At 66.7% G+C, this 17,425-nt stretch carries 13 protein-coding genes and 1 tRNA gene; 9 read left to right on the plus strand and 5 right to left on the minus strand.

What is annotated here, in order from left to right; all coding sequences use genetic code 11:
- Positions 1–62 precede the first annotated feature (62 nt).
- Complete coding sequence (locus PT015_RS12140; protein WP_285191074.1) at positions 63–656, minus strand: TetR/AcrR family transcriptional regulator; 594 nt, start codon at positions 654–656, stop codon at positions 63–65.
- Between the two features lie 130 nt (positions 657–786).
- Here PT015_RS12140 and PT015_RS12145 point away from each other — a divergent pair.
- Positions 787–858: transfer RNA gene (locus PT015_RS12145), tRNA-Gln, on the plus strand.
- Between the two features lie 373 nt (positions 859–1,231).
- Here the strand turns inward: PT015_RS12145 and PT015_RS12150 are convergent.
- Positions 1,232–1,495, minus strand: coding sequence for a hypothetical protein (locus PT015_RS12150; protein WP_285184729.1), 264 nt, complete (start codon positions 1,493–1,495; stop codon positions 1,232–1,234).
- Positions 1,496–1,548: 53 nt separating this feature from the next.
- Here PT015_RS12150 and PT015_RS12155 point away from each other — a divergent pair, with 53 nt between their 5' ends.
- The gene (locus PT015_RS12155; RefSeq protein ID WP_285184731.1) at positions 1,549–2,298 is read left to right on the plus strand and encodes a hypothetical protein; all 750 of its coding nucleotides are present in this window, start codon (positions 1,549–1,551) and stop codon (positions 2,296–2,298) included.
- A gap of 4 nt (positions 2,299–2,302) precedes the next feature.
- Here PT015_RS12155 and PT015_RS12160 read toward each other — a convergent pair whose 3' ends face one another.
- Positions 2,303–4,147 carry a putative bifunctional diguanylate cyclase/phosphodiesterase gene (locus PT015_RS12160; RefSeq protein ID WP_285184732.1) on the minus strand — a complete coding sequence of 615 codons (1,845 nt, stop codon included), beginning with the start codon at positions 4,145–4,147 and terminating at the stop codon, positions 2,303–2,305.
- A 190-nt stretch (positions 4,148–4,337) separates the two neighbouring features.
- Between PT015_RS12160 and PT015_RS12165 the strand changes: the two genes are divergently transcribed.
- Together PT015_RS12165 and PT015_RS12170 are read left to right on the plus strand one after the other, a co-directional pair.
- The gene (locus tag PT015_RS12165; RefSeq protein WP_390887791.1) at positions 4,338–6,479 is read left to right on the plus strand and encodes an Rv1355c family protein; all 2,142 of its coding nucleotides are present in this window, start codon (positions 4,338–4,340) and stop codon (positions 6,477–6,479) included.
- A gap of 61 nt (positions 6,480–6,540) precedes the next feature.
- Positions 6,541–7,920 carry a cytochrome P450 gene (locus PT015_RS12170; RefSeq protein WP_285184734.1) on the plus strand — a complete coding sequence of 460 codons (1,380 nt, stop codon included), beginning with the start codon at positions 6,541–6,543 and terminating at the stop codon, positions 7,918–7,920.
- Here PT015_RS12170 and PT015_RS12175 read toward each other — a convergent pair.
- A complete protein-coding gene (locus tag PT015_RS12175) occupies positions 7,917–8,624 on the minus strand; it encodes a dienelactone hydrolase family protein (RefSeq protein ID WP_285184735.1) in 708 nt (235 codons plus the stop codon). The two genes, PT015_RS12170 and PT015_RS12175, sit on opposite strands and share 4 nt — an antisense overlap.
- Before the next feature lie 267 nt (positions 8,625–8,891).
- Here PT015_RS12175 and PT015_RS12180 point away from each other — a divergent pair, with 267 nt between their 5' ends.
- The 5 genes from PT015_RS12180 (at position 8,892) to PT015_RS12200 (ending at position 16,665) form a co-directional block, all read left to right on the plus strand.
- Positions 8,892–10,751 carry a putative bifunctional diguanylate cyclase/phosphodiesterase gene (locus tag PT015_RS12180; RefSeq protein WP_285184737.1) on the plus strand — a complete coding sequence of 620 codons (1,860 nt, stop codon included), beginning with the start codon at positions 8,892–8,894 and terminating at the stop codon, positions 10,749–10,751.
- Between the two features lie 134 nt (positions 10,752–10,885).
- On the plus strand, positions 10,886–12,382 hold the full coding sequence (locus tag PT015_RS12185) for a polysaccharide biosynthesis tyrosine autokinase (RefSeq protein WP_285184738.1): 1,497 nt from the start codon (positions 10,886–10,888) through the stop codon (positions 12,380–12,382).
- Positions 12,379–13,878, plus strand: coding sequence for an O-antigen ligase family protein (locus PT015_RS12190; RefSeq protein ID WP_285184740.1), 1,500 nt, complete (start codon positions 12,379–12,381; stop codon positions 13,876–13,878). Before PT015_RS12185 ends, PT015_RS12190 begins: the two co-directional genes overlap by 4 nt.
- Positions 13,868–15,559 (plus strand): hypothetical protein, encoded by a 1,692-nt coding sequence (locus tag PT015_RS12195; RefSeq protein WP_285184742.1) that lies wholly within the window; start codon positions 13,868–13,870, stop codon positions 15,557–15,559. The genes PT015_RS12190 and PT015_RS12195 overlap by 11 nt, the downstream gene beginning before the upstream one ends.
- Positions 15,556–16,665, plus strand: coding sequence for a glycosyltransferase family 4 protein (locus PT015_RS12200; protein WP_285184743.1), 1,110 nt, complete (start codon positions 15,556–15,558; stop codon positions 16,663–16,665). Before PT015_RS12195 ends, PT015_RS12200 begins: the two co-directional genes overlap by 4 nt.
- Here PT015_RS12200 and PT015_RS12205 read toward each other — a convergent pair.
- A complete protein-coding gene (locus tag PT015_RS12205) occupies positions 16,632–17,420 on the minus strand; it encodes an FkbM family methyltransferase (protein ID WP_285184744.1) in 789 nt (262 codons plus the stop codon). The two genes, PT015_RS12200 and PT015_RS12205, sit on opposite strands and share 34 nt — an antisense overlap.
- Between the last annotated feature and the right edge of the window lie 5 nt (positions 17,421–17,425).

Genomic DNA, 17,425 nt, shown 5'->3' on the forward strand with positions numbered 1-17,425 from the left:
TTTCTGGCCGATCGCTGTCAAGGGTCCGCAGCGCCATGGGATTTGGGGACGGGGCGTACCAGCTACTCCTCGGCCAGGTGCGGGTCCGCTTCCAAATGGGTCAGGCCGTTCCACACCAGGTTGACCAGATGGGCGGCAACGACTTCCTTCTTCGGCTCCCGGGTGTCCAGCCACCACTGAGCGGTCATCGACACCGATCCGACCAGCGCCTGCGCGTACAGCGGGGCCAGGTCGGAGTCCAGCCCGCGGCGCGCGAAGTCGCCGGCCAGGATCGAGCTGACCTGGCTGACGGCGTCGTTGAGCAGACTGGAGTAGGTGCCTGAACTGATCGATGCGGGCGAGTCGCGGATCATGATCCGGAACCCGTCGGTGTGTTCCTCGACATAGGTGAGCAGCGCCAGCGCCACCGTCTCGACCCGCACCCGGGACCGGTTGTTGGTCAGCGAGGACGTGATGCGGTCCAGCAGCGCCGACATCTCGCGGTCGACGACGACCGCGTACAGGCCTTCCTTACCGCCGAAATGCTCGTAGACGACCGGCTTGGAGACGTTGGCACGAAGAGCGATCTCCTCGATCGACGTGCCCTCGTAGCCGCGCTCGGCGAACAGCGATCGCGCAATGTCGATGAGCTGGTGGCGGCGCTCGCTCCCGGTCATCCGGGTGCGGGGAGCCTTGGGTTCCTTATCCGGCGCGGCCACGTCCAACAGGTTATCTCTCGGTTGCCGTCCACGATCGGACCTCGGGGTCGTCTAGAGTGAACGCGGTCTTCACCGCTGGTCGCAGCAATCCGTCGTGGTGTAATCGGCAGCACTTCTGATTTTGGTTCAGACAGTTCAGGTTCGAGTCCTGGCGACGGAGCTTCTCGGGCGCGCCGGTCCCGCACCGCAGGTCGTCTCAGGTCGGCACCGCCGTCCGTCCCCTCGAGACGCCACCAGGCAGTTCCTTAGTCATTTCTGAGAGCAGAAGCGTAATTTCCGCCGGTTTCTGCTGGGATTGATCCACCCGCATCCGAATGCTGGGAATTCGAACGGCGCTTCGGAACGTTTTCCTTCACGTTCGCGTCGCTTTAACAGCATTTGTTCGAACGATTTCGAATGGAATTGTCAAGCATCCGAACGGTCGCGCGCGTCGGCCGGTTGCGGGCGCGGCGTTGCAGGTCAAGGGCTAGAAAATGTAGTATCGTCCAACCGGCCGGACCTCAAATGAGACTCAGATCATTGGATTTTTTCGGTCATTTCAACAACTGAATATCGGTTTCATCGAGTTTGTCGAGTGCGAGGTTTATGAAAAAGCCCCGACTCATTCTATGAGCACTATTTGTGCCACGAAACAAACTGGAAGTCGGCCCCTCGCGAGGGAAGGGTCCCACATGACCAATGTTTCGATGGATCACACAACGGCTGCGGAGTTCATTCTGACGAGCTTCCACCGGGGTGGCTTCCACTTCAGCAGCGCGCCGGCGCGCCTCCAGCGGACGGCCGGCGATGACCGTCACCGAAAATCGTTGTGGGCACGCTCCTCCAGCGAACACCAGGCCGGGTGATACCCATGTCGATCGCTTCGTTCAGCGGCCCCTACGCGGACGGCTTCAAGCTCCACGAGAGCCTCGAATGGCACGACCCCGATATCGACTGCACGCTGGTCGTGTCCACCCCCACAGCTGACCGGGTGCTGTGGGCCGAATACGCCGGCGGCGCGCTGCGCAACTACCGCAAGCACAGCGTCGAGTGCGCACTCGACACCGAGGCGTTGCGCAGCGGGGCCGACACAGTGATGTTCTTCGCCGTCGTCGATCAGGCCGGGCGCACCGTGGCGGGCCTGCGAGCGATCGGACCGCTGCAGTCCGCCGAGGACTCGCACGCGCTCGTCGAGTGGGCGGGCCAGCCCAGCCAGCACGCGGTACGTCAGATGATCGACGATCGGGCGCCGTTCGGGATTCTAGAGATGAAATCCGCGTGGGCGACCGACGATCCCGAACGCAGTCACCGCATCACCGAGGCGATGGCGCGCAGCGCCTTCCACATGATGACGCTGCTGGGAAATCAGTTCTGCATGGCCACCGCGGCGGCCTACGCGCTGAACCGCTGGCGGTCATCCGGTGGAGTGGTGTCGTCCATACCCGCGACGCCCTACCCCAGCGAGCGCTACCAAACGAAGATGATGTGGTGGGACAGGAACGATTTCGTCAATCACGCCAAGCCGGAACAGGTTTCGAAGATCCTCACCGAGACCCAGTTTCTGGCTCGTCGTTTCGACGGTACCTCGGCGTTCGATCAGCGAGCGTCGGCGGCTACCTGATCGGTCACGCGCGGTTGAAGTCCAGCGGGACGTAACGCTGCGCCAGCAGCGCCTCCATCGCATCGGCCTCGAGCGGGCGGGACAGCAGAAAGCCTTGCGCCCGATAGCAATCGAAGTCGAGCAAGGTCCGTGCCGCGGCCGCGGTCTCGACACCCTCGGCGACGACCTCGAGGTTGAAGGCGTCGGCCAGGGACATGATCGAGCGCACGATGGCCTGGTCGCCTTCGTCGGTGCCGAGTTCACGGACGAAACCGCGATCGATCTTGAGCGTGTCGACCGGCAGCGATTTCAGGTACGCCAGCGCGCTGTATCCGGTGCCGAAGTCGTCGATGGCGATCCGCACGCCGATGTCCTTGAGTCCGGCGAGTGTCTTGTGGGTGGCGTCGATGTCTTGCACCACAACGCTTTCGGTGATCTCCAGGCAGACCGAGTCCGAGTCGAGACCGAAGGCGTCGAGCGATGCCGCCACCAGGTCGACCGTGCCCTCGGCGACCAGCTGCACCGGGGACACGTTCACCCGCAGCACGGCATGCTCCCCGATGCCGCGCGAGCGCCAGCCGCTGAACTGCTCGAAAGCCGAGCGCATGACCAGTCGGCCGAGCCGGCCGGCCAGGTTGATCGACTCGACGACGCTGATGAACGACTCCGGCATCATCAGGCCGCGAGTCGGGTGTTGCCAGCGGACCAGTGCTTCGGTGCCGAGCACTTCACCGGTGCGCATGTCGAACTCGGGCAGGTAGTGCAGCACCAGGGCTCCGCTACCGCTGTCGATCGTGCCCTCCAGCTGCAACTCGATGTCGTTACGGATGGCGTACTTGTCCGACAGGTCGTGGCTGAATCTGGCGATTTCGCGTCCGCCTGCGCTCTTGACCGCCGACAGCGCCTGGTTCGCGCGGCGCAGGACCGTCGACGTGGTGTCGACGCCCGGTTCCCCGACCGCGATCCCGATGCTCACGGTTCGGCTGACCTTCTCGCCGTCGATTTCGATCTGTTGGCTGACGGCACGTTGCACGCGTTGCGCGAATGCCTCGGCCGTGCTTTCGTCCATCGGCCCAAACGGCGCGACTACGAACTCGTCACCGCCGAATCGGGCGATGGCGGCGGTGTTTTGGACGGTTTCCCGCAAGAGTCCGGCGAAGGCCTTGACGTAACGGTCGCCCGCGACCTGGCCGAGGTGGTCGTTGATGACCTTCAACCGGTCGACATCGATCTGCAGCACCGCGACCGGACCGAGTTCGCCCTCGGCCAGCCGCTCATCGAGATGCGCGATCAGCGCGCGGCGGTTCTGCAGCCCCGTCGGCTCGTCGTGGTTGGCGAGGAACCGCATGTGCTCCTCGGCATCGACACGGCCGAGCAATTGGGCGAACAGAGCGGCGATTGCCTGCAGCGCGCTCAGTTCGTCGGGCAACCACTCGCGGTCGCCCAACTTCACGAAGCCGAGCGTTCCGGTGGTGAGGTCGCCCGAGAGCAACGGGACGGCGGCCATCGACGTCTCGGGGGCGCCGCCGCTCTCCGCGATGCTGCGCTGGTAGTCGGAGTTCGCCGGCTGGGGCCGCAAAACGTAAGGCTCCGTGTAGGTTTCGATCAACGCGAACACCGAGTCAGCCTCCGCAAAGTACACCACACCGATCGGATCGGGATCGGGAATCACGGGCCGGGGCGGCCATTCGGCAACGAGAATCGTCGCTCGGATCGCGTGGTCGGTGCGGCGCAGAAAGCCGATGTCGACGGCCAGGCGGTCCACCAGCGTGGCAACCACTTGTTGGCTGACAGCGGAATAGTCGGCCGCGGTGGCCGCCATGAGTTGGGCGGCCGCCGTCGTCACCAGGTCATCCAGGCCGCCGGACATGTCAAATACCGTAGCTTTGATTGACGTAACCGCAAATAGATTCGGTCTAGTTTTCGCTCTCTCGACTATACCGACGGGCCGGGCGAAACGACTGTCTGAGCTGCATCGGACTATAAGCGAGCACAGCTAAGCTATACCGGCGAGAGACGCCGGCGGAGGTGCCGGCGGGTCTGGCACTCCCACCACCGAGATGAGGGCACGCGTGATCGACCCCGACCGAATCGCTCACGCGGCACACATTCTCGACCCCGCCAACCCTGCCGACGGCGAGACGTTGGCCGCCCTGCGCGCCGACCCCGCGATTGAATTCGTGGACCAGGCCGACGAGCAGATCGCGGGTCTGAACAAGCTGCGACCGACACCCGCCGAAGCGATCCTGGCCGAGGGCATCCGCTGGGCCTACTACCCGTGGCGGCGCAGCGTCGTCGCAATCCTCGGTCCGATGGCCTTTCGGGCGCTGCGATTCGACCGCAACAGGAACAACATCACCGTCGAGGAACAAGCCCGGCTCGGTTCGCTGACCATCGGCGTCGCGGGTCTCAGCGTCGGTCACGTGATCGCCCACACCCTCGCGCTCGAAGGCCTGTTCGGCACCATCCGACTTGCCGACTTCGATCACCTTGAATTGTCGAACCTGAACCGCGTGCCCGCCACGGTGTTCGATCTAGGGGTCAACAAGGCACACGTGGCGGCGCGCAGGATCGCGGAGCTCGATCCCTATCTGCGCGTAGAGGTGTTCGACACCGGGCTCACGGTCGAAACGGTCGGCCCGTTCCTGGACGGACTCGATGTCCTTGTGGAGGAATGTGATTCGCTCGAGATGAAGGCGATCGCCCGCCTCGGCGCGCGCGACCGGGGCATCCCCGTCGTGATGGCGACCAGCGACCGCGGGATGATCGACGTCGAACGCTTCGATCATGATCCCGAGCGTCCGATCCTGCATGGGCTGGTAGGCGACCTGGAGGTGGGTCTGCTGCCGGACATGAGCAGTCGGGACAAGATTCCCTACATGCTGCGGCACCTCCAAGCCGAGAAGCTGTCGTCTCGTGCCACGGCTTCGCTCATCGAGATCGATCAGACGTTGTCCACCTGGCCGCAGCTGGCATCCGAGGTCGTCCACGGCGGCGCGGCGGTGGCCGAGGCGGTGCGCCGCATCGGCTTGGGCGAGCCGATGCGCTCCGGCCGGTGCCGCATCGACCTCGGATGGGCACTGGAGCACCTGGAGGAACCGTCGAATCCGTCGGCTGAGCCCGAAACCGCCAGCTCGCCAACGACTTCCACGATCGATGATCCGATCGTCGCGGCGGCCGTGCGTGCGCCGTCCGGGGGGAACTGCCAACCCTGGCGCATCGAGGCGGACGCATCGCAGATCAGTATCAGCATCGCCCCCGAATACCAGTCGGCGATGGATGTGGGGCTACGGGGCAGCGCCCTCGCGGCGGGCGCGGCCCTGTTCAATGTCAGGGTCGCCGCCGCCGCGCACGGAGTTCTCGGTCCCGCCGACATCGCCGAGAACATCGACGGAACCCCGTTGCGCGCCAACCTGATTCTCCAGGACGGCGACGACCCCGCGCTGGCCGAGTTGTACCGACCGATGCTGGCACGCGAGACCAATCGGCACCGCGGCATCGCGAAGCCGATCGACGACGCGATCGCCGAACTGCTCTCCGACGCCGCGCACCGCGAGGGAGCCCGTCTCCACCTGATCACCGAACAGGCCGAACTGTCTCATGCGGCAGCGCTTTTCGCCGCAGCCGACCGCATCCGTTACCTCACCCCACACCTGCACGACGAGATGTTCGCCGAACTCCGGCTGGCCGGGGATCCCGATCTCGACACGGGACTCGACGTCCACACACTCGAACTCGGCGCCGGTGGCGAGGCGATGCTCGAGATTCTCCGGCGATCCGATGTGATGGCGCACCTCGCCGAGTGGGACGCGGGTACGGCGCTCGGCGCGGACATGCATGATCGCGTCAGCGCCAGCTCCGGGCTGGCGGTCATCACCGTGGCCGGGGACAGCCTGACCGATTACGCACGGGGTGGGTCCGCCACCGAGGCGTTGTGGATTCTCGCGCAGCGGGCCGGCATCAGCGTCCAGCCGTTGTCGCCGGTGTTCATTCACGCGCGCACCCGCGAGGAGTTCACCGCGCTGTCGCCTCGGTACGCCGACGAATTGCTCAGTCTCTACCGCGATTTCATGAAGTTGACCGCGACCGGTGACGACGAGGCGCTGGTGCTCGTGCTCCGGTTCAGCGAGGCCCCGCCACCGTCGGCCGTGAGTCGACGCAGCATGAGTCGAGTTCAACTGCGGCGCAACGCAATCCCATAGGCGGCCGGGCATCGGCATTACTGCACGGTCATTGCGCTGACAGATCTTCGGGGAGGGTGACATGGTTCAGGCTCGCGCGTCGCACGACGCGCTGCATTCACTGCCCAGTCCGCCTGTGAATCCGCTGCCCTTCCGGCAACGCCTTGCCGCGATCAAAGAGTTCAGCACCGGCGCGGAAAGACTGCGCGACGCCGGCGGCCCGGTAACGGCGTTCACGTTGGGGCCCCGCCGCCTGATGCCCCCGATGGTGCTGGCGACCTCGCCGGAGGCGATCCGAGATGTGTTGAGCAGCAAGGACGATTCGGTCGACAAGACGACCCCGGTGTTCAACGAGCTTCGTCGTGCCATCGGGCCCAACCTGGCTGATCTACCGTTCAAGTTGTGGAAGCCGCGCCGACGCACGCTCCAACCGTTGTTCACCAAGCAGCGCGTGAGCGAGTTCGCCGGCCACATGGCGCAGGCCGCGGAGATGGTCCACACGCGTTGGGGCGCGGACGTCGAGGTCGATCTGGATGCCGAGTGCCGCGCGCTGACCATGTCCGCCCTGGGCCGGACGGTGTTGGGTTTCGATCTCGAGCAACGCGCCGATCAGATCACCACGCCGCTGCGCGTCGCCCTGACCTATGCGATCCAGCGCGCGACGCGCCCGGTCCGCGCACCCGCCTGGCTACCGACCAGCGCACGCCGCCGGGCCCGGGCGGCCAGTGCCCAACTGCACGCCCTGACCCGCGAGATTCTCGACGATTGTCGCGCCGACCCGACACGCGAGGCCCCCTTGGTGCGGGCCCTGCTTGCCGTCCAGGACCCGGAGACGGGCGATCGTCTGACCGACGAAGAGATCTGCAACGAACTGATCATTTTCCTGTTCGCCGGCCACGACACCACCGCCACCACGTTGACGCACTCGTTGTGGTCGCTGGGCCGCAATCCCGACTTCCAGGACCGGGTCGCCGCCGAAGTCGCGGCGCTGCCCGAGCGGGAGTTGACTCCGGACGATCTCCCCGCGCTGAGCTATACCGTCCAGGTCGTCCGCGAGTCGCTGCGCCTATGCCCGCCGGCGCCCACCGGAACGCGGATGGCGTGCCGGGACATCGCGGTGGGCGGCTATCTGGTGCCGGAGGGCACCATGCTGATCGTCGGACGGATGGCGGTGCAACGCGACCCGGCCCTGTGGGAGGACCCGCTTCGATTCGACCCCGATCGGTTCAGCCCGGAACGGTTCAAGGCCCTGGATCGCTGGCAGTACATCCCGTTCGGCGGTGGGCCGCGCTCGTGCATCGGCGATCACTTCGCGGTACTCGAGGTCACCCTCGCGCTGGCAGGCATCGTTCGTGAATTCGACATCCATTCCCTGGACGACGAGTTCCCGCTCGCCCTGCACTTCACCATGATCGCGGGTGGACCGATCCGCGCGAGAGTGCGAGCGCGCCGGCCGGGTTAGGCGAGATGTTTTCCGAAGAACTCGGTGATGCGCCGCCACGCGTCCTCGGCTTCGGGCTCGGAGTAGGCGATTCCGGCAATGCCTGCGACGACGCGAAAGGGTGCGGGCACGTCGTGATCGTTCATGAAGCTGTGGCCGGCGTCGGGGTACTCCTTGATGTCGTGCGGCACGTCGCCTTCGCGGAGGACGGCCTCGAGCTTGGCCGCGGAGCCGCGCCTCGCGATCGGGTCTTTGGTCCCGAAGCTCGCGACGACCGGACACGACTGTCGCAGCTGTTCGATGGGATTCGGAAGTACGGGGTAGCTGGAAGCGGCGGCTTCGAACACACCGCTGGGCGCCATCTGCAGGCAGAGTCCGGCGCCCATGCAGAATCCCGCCACGCCCACCCGGCCGGTGCCGCGTGACTCGGCCGCGAGATGGTCGCGCGCCGCACGCAGATCGGCGAAGGCAGAGCCGCGGCCGGTGAAATTGGACCGGATGACGCTGAACATGCAGGTGATCTTGGGGCCGTGGTCGCGGTAGAGCGCCGGGGCAAGTGCCAGGTAGCCGTAATCGGCGAATCGATCGGTGATGCGTTTCAGGTCCGACGTCAAGCCGAGGATGTCCTGGACCACGACCACACCGGGCCAGGGCCCCGGACCGCTGGGAACGGCGAGGTAACCGGACCCCGGCCCGTCAGGTGTCGGATACGAGATGTCAGGCATAGGGCGGGTCACCGCTGCTTTCGTGAGGTGGTTCCGGTCAGCGCGCGCAGGGGTCGGCTGCAATGAGCAGTATTACCGCTCCGGGCGGCGAAATCTGGAATGTGACCTGAGCATCCCTCAGCGGGTCTTCAGATTTAGCTCAGTCTATGTAATATTCAATATCTGAACTAACTGTCTTGTCGATGACGCCAAATAGGCAGTGCCCGAGTGGTTTCCGATTTATCGGACGATTCGGCTGGAACATATTCATCGCGGATTGGAGGCCTTGTGCCGGCCAATCTGGCGCTCATCACCTCCATCGCCAACCAGCTACTCGAGGCGACGGCCGAGACCGCACCCCGGGCCAGCGAAAAGGTGCTGGCGCAGCTGGTCGAGCATTTCGACCTGCGGTACGCCTTCCTGCGCTACAGCGACCACAACATCCGCGCCTCGGTGCTGGCCGCGGAATGGCCGCCGCGCACGGGTGTCGGGGATCCCGACCCGTTTGCCGTCGTCTCGTTCAGCAGCGACCACCCCGCGCTGGCGGTCTGCGACAACGGCAAGGAACTGGTGACCGTGCATCGCGACTACGACGACGGCATGTCCGCGTGCCCGCTGGTGGCCGGCGGCCGTACCGGCCCGCCGATGGTCGCTGCCGCGCCACTGATCGCCGGCACCCTGACCACCGGCGTGCTGGGCTTCGTCAAGTGCCGCGGCCGCAAGTGGAAGGCAGAGGCCCGGCACACCATCAAGACGGTGGCCTCGCTGTTTACCCAGTTCCAGGCCCGGATCTCCGCCGAGGAACGGCTGCGCCACCTCGCCGAGCACGACGATCTGACCGGCCTGCGCAACCGTCGGGCGCTGCTCGCGCACCTGACAGATCGCCTAGCGCCGCGCCGGACCGGCCCGGTCGCGGTGCTCTACATCGACCTGGACCGCCTCAAGGCGATCAACGACTCCCTCGGCCATGCCGCCGGCGACTGGTTCATCCGCAATTTCGCCGATCGCCTACGCGCCTGCGCCGGTGACGAGGGTGTGGTCGCCCGGCTGGGCGGTGACGAGTTCGTCGTCGTTCCGAACAAGCCAATGACGACCCATGCCGCGGAGGTCTTCGCCGACCGCATCCGCAACACGGTGCATGACCGGCTGACCATCGACGACCAGACCATCACCCGGACCGTGAGCGTTGGCGTGGCATCCGGCATGCCGGGCCGCGATCTCGTCGCCGACCTGCTGCACCGGGCCGACGAGGCCGTCCTGACGGCCAAGCGCGCGGGCGGCAACCGAATCATCACGGCCAGCGACAACTCGCTCAAGCGGTTGATCCGCAACGACATCCGGGGCCACCTGCAGGGCGACCCACGCAACGACTCCCTGCTGCTGCGCTACCTGCCCGAGGTCGACCTGTGGACGGGCGCGATCGTGGCCACCGAGGCGCTGGTGCGTTGGCGGCACCCGGCCCGCGGGGTGCTGCTGCCGGACTCCTTCATCGGGGTGGCCGAGTCGATGAACCTCGCCGGCGACCTCGACCGCTGGGTGTTGCGGACCGCCTGCGCCGATTTCAGTGGCTGGCGCTCGCGCGGCGTGGGCCACAGCGCGTCGCTGCGCGTCAACGTCTCGCCGCTGCAGCTCACCACGCCGGGCTTCGTGGCGATGGTCGGCGAGACCGTGGCGGAGTTCGGCATGGACGACGGGTCGTTGTGCCTGGAGATCACCGAGCGCGCCGTCGTCAACGACGTCGAGAGCACCACCCGCACGCTGACCCAGCTGAACGAGCTCGGCGTGCAGACCTCCATCGACGACTTCGACACGGGCTATGCGGTGCTATCGCACCTCGAGTCGTTGCCGGTGAACGCGCTCAAGATCGATCCGCGCTTCGTCCGCGACCTTGGCTCCAGCGTCAACGACCTGGCGATCGTGCGTGCGATCATCGGGCTGGCCGAGGCCTTCGATCTCGACCTGATCGCCGAGGGCGTCGAAACCCCCGCCGCGGCGAAGGCGCTGATGCACCACGGCTGCCGGCGTGCGCAGGGATACCTGTTCTCCCGGCCGGTGACCGCGGAGACCATGGAAGCGCTGCTGGCGGCACGTCGGGTCCCGATGCCGTTCTTCACCGACGAAGAGGCCCTCACCCGGGCCGTCATCTAAACCCCGGGCAACCGAGCCAACAAACTGCAGACTTGCTATATCGGTCGGAATGATTCTAAAAGTTTGCTTTTAACCTTAGATCCGGTCATTATGTATGTGTATCAGTTCGTAGCATACTGATCTAGGGGCAAGGCATGGATTTCCGTACCTTTATCGGCACGATTGTCGGAAGCTGGAAACTCGTCGTCGGCGCGCTACTCGCGTGCCTGGTGGGGGCGGGTTTCCTGACCGCGGTGCAGACCAAGAGTTACCAGTCGTCGGCCACGATTCTGATCTCGTTCTCGGGTGCGCAGAACCTGACCGACGTCTACTACGCCACCCAGGCCGCTCAGGACCGGCTGGCCTCCTACGGCCAGGTTGCCGGCGGGCACGCGGTCGCCGAACGTGCGGTGCGCCAGCTCCACGTCCCGGTCGACCCCGACACCCTGGTCAGCCAGACGCACGTGGCATCGACGCCGAAGTCCATGCTGCTGAACCTGACCGTGATGGACACCGACCCGGTCCGGGTCGCCGCGCTCGCCGGCGCGATGGCCGACCAGTTCGCCGCGATGGTGCCGACGCTGGGTGAAGGGCCGCGTCCCCCGGTGCACCCACGGCTGCCGCGCCCCGACGCCTCGGACACGCCGCGCCCCTCCCCCGACACCCAACTCGATGCGGCGGCGGACATCCCGGCCCCGCAGTCACCGGCACCGGCGCCGGACGCGGCACGTCAGCCGCTGCCGCTGGCGACGGCGACAGTCGTTGAGCGCCCGGGCATTCCGCAGGTGCCGGTCAAGCCGGTGCCGTCACGCAACATGGCGATGGGATTGGTGGCCGGCGTGTTGCTCGGGGTCGGTGTCGCGCTGACGCGCAAGGCCACCGACCGCAGCGTCCGCGACCGCACGAAACTCGAAGAGCTGTCCGGCGTTCCGACGCTCGCCGAACTGCCGGCCCGCCCGAAGATCGCCTCCCGGTTCGGCGCCGACGGCTCCTTCGACGACGCGGTGCGCGCCTTCCGCACGCGCTTGCTCAAAGTGCTCGAGCCACAGACCCATCGGGTGCTGGTGGCCGCGCCGTTCGGCGGCGAGGGCACCACGACGACGGCGCTCAACCTGGCGAGCGCCTTCGCCGAGCTCGGCGAGCGCGCCCTGGTCATCGAGGGCGACATCCGCAAGCCGGCGCTGGCCCGGGTGATGGGCGTCAAGTCCGGCATCGGCCTCGCCGACATCCTCGCCGACCGCGACGTCGCCCCGATGGACGCGGTCTCCGCGACATCGGTCGACAAGGTCTTCATGGTCGCCTCGCGCAACGCCCGCGAGGACGACATTCTGGCCCGCAGCACCCAACTCGCCACTGTGGTGCAGGATCTGGCGACCCGCTTCGACCGGACCATCATCGACAGCTCGCCGGTGCTGGCCACCGCCGACGCGGGTCTGCTGGCCGACACCGCGCAGGCCACCGTGCTCGTGGTGCGCGCCGGGCGGACCACCTTCGACGAGGTCACCGACGCGCTGCACGTGATGCGTTCGGCGGGGATCAATGTCGTCGGCACCGTGTTGACCGATGCCCGCATGCCGCGCTACACCAAAGCGGCCGTCCGGGCCTACCACCGCAAGCCGTCCCGAGCGTTGGTCATCAGCGGGTCGGCATGATCCTGTATGTCCGGGACAGCCGCGAACGGAGGGTGATCGACACCGCCACGGTGGCGGCATTCCTGTTCGGCTGCTTCGTCTTCGGCATCCTCGCGGTGCGCACCACGGTCTACGGCCTGCTCCTGATCGGCGCGCTGTTCTGCCTGGTCCTGTACTGGGTCAAGCCACAGATCATGGTCAGCGTCGCGCTCTTCCTGTCCTTCGCGGCACTGCCCGAGGGGTTGCATATCGGCAAGGTCTTCGGCCCGATTCCGGTGTACGCGTACCACGTGGCGCTGATCCTCGCGCTCTGCTATCTGATTCCCATTGTCCGCCCGAAACTTTCGATGTTCCGCCTGCCGGCGATGTTTCTGTTGACGATCGTCTTCTTCACCGAGGTAGGCCTGGCCGCCGACAATGCCACCGACCGCGTCGTCCACGAGGCGATGTACATGGTGGAGCTGGTCGTCGGGTTGGTGCTCGCGTTGCTGATCGTCTACGCCGACTACATCAAGGGAACGATCTACGCCGTCGCGGCGACGCTGTGGTTCTCGGCGGGCATGGTGATCGCCGGATCGTTCCACAGCATTCAGCTTGCGGGTCGTTCGGAGAGCATGGCGGACATGGCGGGCGCCGTCGACACCAACCGGATCATCACCACCGCGGAGACGCCCGCGATCGCCGCGCTGACCACATTGGTCGCCCTGCACATCCTGGGCCGCGGGCGCACCGCGGCGTGGTTCGTGTTCTTCCCGCCGGCGCTGATCATCACCGCGCTGACCTTCGCCCGCAGCACGCTGCTCGCCATCGGCGTGGCCGCGCTGGTCGCAATCCTCACCAACATGGGCTGGCCGACCCTGCGCCGAACCGGCACGCTGTTGCTCTGGGGCGCAGCGCTATTGGCGATCACGCTGCCGGGCGCCCTGTTCCTGCTGCAGCATTCGCCGGCCGGCGCCTGGCTCAGCACCCAGATCACCGGCTACAACAACCGGGTGCTCGGTGGGGTGTCGACCGATGCGCTCGCCGTCGACGAATCCACCCTGGACCGGTTGCGGGAGAACGCGAAGCTCAATCACGCCATTGGCGAGGCACCGGTGTTCGGGCACGGGCTCGGCTACGCGTACCAGATGCCGTTCGGTAACGACCCGAACTGGTTCACCGCCACGTTGGGCACCACCTACGCGCACAACTTCTATCTCTGGTGGCTGTGCAAGACCGGGGCGGTCGGGATGTCCGCGTTCGTGTGGTTCGCGCTGACCCCGCTGATTCGCGGACTGCGTAGCACCTCCAGCCTCGCCAAGGCCAGCGTGGCGGTCAGCCTCGGACTATTGGTGATCTGCAACGTTGCACCGCTTCCCGAAGAGCCGGCCAGCGCGCTGGTGCTGGGCATGGCGTTGGGCTCGGCACTGGCGTTCGCGAACGCGGACCGCGCAACCAAGCGCGACCAGGCCGCCAACGCGGAAACCATTGAACTGCAGCCACTTCCGCAATCCGCCGAGGTTCTCGATGCGGCGTAGTCCACGCAACCTCCTGCTCGTGCTGGCCTGCGCGCTGCTGGCGGTCGGCGGCTGCGACACACACGATGTCGCGCAACGCGAATCGCTGATCGCCATCGCGTCGCCGAGCATCGCGATCGACACCCAGGAAGTCGTCAATCCGCTTCGCGGGCAGTACGAGGACCTGCAGCAAACCCTGTTCCCGCAGGGCAACCCCGCGGACAAGCGTTATCCCGCGTGGCCCGCAACCCACGACGCGAGCCTGCGACTGTCCTGGCGGCAACTGCAACCGATCGATCCGGCCACCTTGCCCGCTGACGCCGCCGACGAGCAGAAGTACGACTTTCACGTCATCGACGAGGCGCTGACGGACGCGGCCAGCCACGGTGCGCGGCTGATGCTTCAGGTCTACTCGTACAACTCGTGCTGCAACGCGCAGTACCCGGACAACACGAATATCGAGATCCCGGACTGGATTCGGGCGTTTCCGGGCTCCAGCACCAGCTATCCCGGACCCGCCACCGGCTCGCCCAGGATCACCCAGGTGGTCCCGAACTGGAACGACCCGCACTACCTGGACGGCTTCGAGAAGTTGATCGAAGCGCTGGGGCGCCGCTACGACACCGACGAGCGGCTCTCGGTGTTCGAGTTCTCCGGCTATGGCGACTTCAGCGAGAACCACATCTCCTACGTGCGCGACACCCTGAAGGCACCCGGCCCGTCGCAAGAAGACAGCATGAAGGAACTCGGCTACTACGCAGTCTTTCGCGACCAGACCATCACACTCGATTCGATCCGTCGCCTCGTCGCCGCGCACGCCCGGTCCTTCCCGCACACCCAGATGGACGTCACCTCGAACAATCCCGAGATCATGCGGGAGCTGTTCGAAGACCCGAACATCACCAAGCGACTGGACTCGCCGGTCGGCATCCGGACCAATGCACTGGGGATGTACTCGCCGATGCCGGCATGGGCCACCAACCCCTATTCCCAGTACGTCCTGCAGAAGAACCCGTTCATCGACGTGGTGCGCAAGCGGTTCGCGACGGCGCCGGTGATCACCGAGTGGGCCGACCTGACCGACGGCCGGGCGAAGGACCTGCCGAGCTACTACCAGCAGTCCCTGCGCGACATCGTGAAGTACCACGTGGCGATGACCTCGAGCGTCAACTTCCCCGACAGCCGGTCGGACAAGGCGATGGACCCGAGCCTGTATCTTCAGTGGGCGCAGGCCAATGTGATTGCGGGCTACCGCTATTCGGTGTCGGCGCGGGCGGGATCCGAGTCGGTGCGCGACCGGGTTGCGACGATCGCCGCGACGTGGACCAACTACGGCGCCGCCGCCGCGATCGAGAAGTGGACGCCCGGGTACCGGGTGGTGGACTTCTCCGGCGCGGTCGTCCGCACCATCCCCTCACACGTCGCGCTGAAAGACCTGGTGCACTCCGACGACACCGACAGCTCGCAGCCGGTTCCCGAATCCACCTCCGAGACGGTCCGTGTCGAACTGGCCGGCCTGCCCCCCGGGCACTACACCGTGCAAGCCGCCGCCGAATGGCGACACCACAAACCGGGGGCGACGCACGTGGTGAACTACCCGCCGATGCGACTCGCTCGCGACGGCCGGGACGGATCGGGCTGGTATCCGATCGCCACGCTCGACATCCCGCGCAGCGATCTCAAAGCCGGTTCGGCGCAATGACTCTGCGGGTGCTCGTCGTGGGACCGGCCCCGGCCGGCGCCGCCAGCCGAGGCGGCATGGCGACGGTGATCGCACTGATGGCCACGCAACCCGATCGCCGGTTCGCCGTCACCACCGTGCCGACCTACGTCGAAGGCACACGGTGGTACCGGTTCGCGACCAGCCTCTCCGGCATGCTGCGCTCGGCGTGGCTGGTGTCGACCGGCAAGGTCGACGTCCTGCACGTCCATCTGGCGCACGGCGGCAGCGTGATCCGCAAGGCGTTGCCGCTGGCCGCCGCCCGGTGCGCGGGCGTGCCGTCGGTGATCCACGGCCACAGCTACGACTTCGGCGGTTGGTTCGACCGCCTTCCCGCGGCCGGTCGGGCGGTGGTTCGACGCCTGCTGGTCGCGGACCGCTGGTTGGTGCTGGGCGACCGGCACGTCTCGGAGTACACCGCCCGGTTGAAGCTTTCCGAGGATCGAATCGGCGTACTGCACAACGCGGTTCAGATTCCCGCTCACCCGGTCACCCACGAGGGCGTGGCGTCGGTGCATGCCGTCGCGCTGGGCCGACTCGGTGTCCGCAAGGGCAGCTACGACCTGATCACCGCGGTCGACCAACTGGACGGCGACGTCCGGAGCCGGTTGCGGGTGACCCTCGCCGGGGACGGCGAGGTGGACGAGGTGCGCGCGGCGGTCGCCGCCGCGGGCCTCGGCGAGACGATTCATGTCGCCGGTTGGCTGGATGCGCCGGCCCGTGACGAATTGCTGAGCAGCGCTCATCTTTTCGTGCTGCCCAGCTACGACGAGGGCTTGCCGATGGCGTTGCTGGAGGCGATGGCGCGGGGCCTGGTCCCGGTGACCACTCTGGTCGGCAGCATCGGCGAGGCCGTCGGCGACGGCGTGAACGGTGTTGTGGTGCAACCCGGTTCGCCCGGTGAGATCGCCGAAGCGCTGTCCGCTCTGGTCCGGAACCAGCCGCAGCGGGCCGCGCTGGCCGCGGCGGCGCGGCGTAGGGCCAACGACTTCGGGATCGATCGCTGGTACGAGCGGCTCGCCCTGCTGTGGACCGAACTGGCCAGCCCAGCGCCTCAGGACGCCGCGAACACGAAGTTGTTCACGTAGGTTCCGCGCGTCGCCCAGCCGTCTTTCCAGCTGGCGATGTTGGCCGGATCCTGATGCAGGGCGGCGTCGAATTCGATTATCGGCAAGCGGTTTCCGGCCACCGTGAAGTGGCCGGCGTAGCCGAGCCCGGACAGGAACTCGGTGATGGCCGCAACGGCACCGGCGTGGTGACGCTCTTCGGCCTCGACGACCAGCGTCGGCCGGCAGCGACGCAGCGTACCGGCGGCCCCGCGCAGCACGGCGAGTTCGTGGCCCTCGACGTCGATCTTGACCAGCCCGACGTCGCCCAGATCGAGGTCGTCGAGCCGCTTGACCGGCACGTCGATGGTCTGCACCGGGCTGCCGTCGGCATCGGTCAGGGAGTTGCCGGTGTCGATGGTGCTGCGGCCCGGGTCCAGTTCCAGCACCCGCATCGCCGCGGTACCCGGTGTGTCGGACAGCGCGATCGCCTCGACGCGCACCGGCGCGGCCGCCGCGTCGAACATGGCAACGAGGGCACGGGCCTGAGCCGGCCGCGGCTCGAACGCGACCACCGAGCGCGACGACGCCGCCATCGCGATGCTGAATTCGCCGACGTCGGCCCCGATGTCGAGCGAGACGCGGTTCGGATCGCACAGCGACTGCACGAGTTGGATCTCGGCGTTTGAGGCGGCAAGCTCGCGCAGGATGCGGTACTTGCGGCGGTAGAACGGCCGGGGCGCAACGGCTTTGACCAATGGCGCGAGCGAACGTTTGGCCGAGACGGCGACGGGCATGTGGT

Origin of the sequence: Candidatus Mycobacterium wuenschmannii (genome assembly GCF_030252325.1) — a bacterium.
Classification (GTDB): domain Bacteria; phylum Actinomycetota; class Actinomycetes; order Mycobacteriales; family Mycobacteriaceae; genus Mycobacterium; species Mycobacterium wuenschmannii.